Below are 1,674 nucleotides of genomic sequence, written 5' to 3'. Positions count from 1 at the left end.
ATGTTTGACGCTTCACAGCGGGTACCGGAATATCAACCGGTTATCCATCGACTACGCCTGTCGGCCTCGCCTTAGGTCCCGACTTACCCTGGGCAGATCAGCTTGACCCAGGAACCCTTAGTCAATCGGCGCACACGTTTCTCACGTGTGTATCGCTACTCATGCCTGCATTCTCACTCGTGAACCGTCCACAACTCGCTTACACGGCTGCTTCACCCGGCACACGACGCTCCCCTACCCATCCACACAGGCGTTGGCCCTATTGTGTGAATGACACGACTTCGGCGGTACGCTTGAGCCCCGCTACATTGTCGGCGCGGAATCACTAGACCAGTGAGCTATTACGCACTCTTTCAAGGGTGGCTGCTTCTAAGCCAACCTCCTGGTTGTCTGTGCGACTCCACATCCTTTCCCACTTAGCGTACGCTTAGGGGCCTTAGTCGATGCTCTGGGCTGTTTCCCTCTCGACCATGGAGCTTATCCCCCACAGTCTCACTGCCGCGCTCTCACTTACCGGCATTCGGAGTTTGGCTAAGGTCAGTAACCCGGTAGGGCCCATCGCCTATCCAGTGCTCTACCTCCGGCAAGAAACACACGACGCTGCACCTAAATGCATTTCGGGGAGAACCAGCTATCACGGAGTTTGATTGGCCTTTCACCCCTAACCACAGGTCATCCCCCAGGTTTTCAACCCTGGTGGGTTCGGTCCTCCACGAAGTCTTACCTCCGCTTCAACCTGCCCATGGCTAGATCACTCCGCTTCGGGTCTTGAGCGTGCTACTCCACCGCCCTATTCGGACTCGCTTTCGCTACGGCTTCCCCACACGGGTTAACCTCGCAACACACCGCAAACTCGCAGGCTCATTCTTCAAAAGGCACGCAGTCACGAGGCAAACACAAGTGCTTGCCCGACGCTCCCACGGCTTGTAGGCACACGGTTTCAGGTACTATTTCACTCCGCTCCCGCGGTACTTTTCACCATTCCCTCACGGTACTATCCGCTATCGGTCACCAGGGAATATTTAGGCTTAGCGGGTGGTCCCGCCAGATTCACACGGGATTTCTCGGGCCCCGTGCTACTTGGGTGTCTCTCAAACGAGCCGCTGATGTTTCGACTACGGGGGTCTTACCCTCTACGCCGGACCTTTCGCATGTCCTTCGCCTACATCAACGGTTTCTGACTCGTCTCAYGGCCGGCAGACCATRAAAGAGAGATCCCACAACCCCGTATACGCAACCCCTGCCGGGTCTCACACGCATACGGTTTGGCCTCATCCGGTTTCGCTCGCCACTACTCCCGGAATCACGGTTGTTTTCTCTTCCTGCGGGTACTGAGATGTTTCACTTCCCCGCGTTCCCTCCACACTGCCTATGTGTTCAGCAGCGGGTGACAGCCCATGACGACTGCCGGGTTTCCCCATTCGGACACCCCCGGATCAAAGCCTGGTTGACGACTCCCCGGGGCCTATCGTGGCCTCCCACGTCCTTCATCGGTTCCTGGTGCCAAGGCATCCACCGTGCGCCCTTAAAAACTTGGCCACAGATGCTCGCGTCCACTGTGCAGTTCTCAAACAACGACCAGCCACCCATCACCCCACCCTTGACAGGCGAGTTCACTGGGGCCGGCGACTGAGGAAAAAACCATTCCCTCAGACACCCAACAGCGTGCCCGAC

The 1,674-nt window shown here is 57.4% G+C and carries 1 rRNA gene; it reads right to left on the bottom strand.

Going from position 1 to position 1,674, the window contains the following annotated elements:
• A 23S ribosomal RNA gene (locus CA983_RS43395) occupies window positions 1-1,539 on the bottom strand; the annotation flags it as partial.
• Window positions 1,540-1,674 lie beyond the last annotated feature (135 nt).

The sequence above is a fragment of the Streptomyces swartbergensis genome (genome assembly GCF_002148965.1).
GTDB classification, from domain to species: domain Bacteria; phylum Actinomycetota; class Actinomycetes; order Streptomycetales; family Streptomycetaceae; genus Streptomyces; species Streptomyces swartbergensis.
This window is presented reverse-complemented; position numbering and strand designations above follow the sequence as displayed.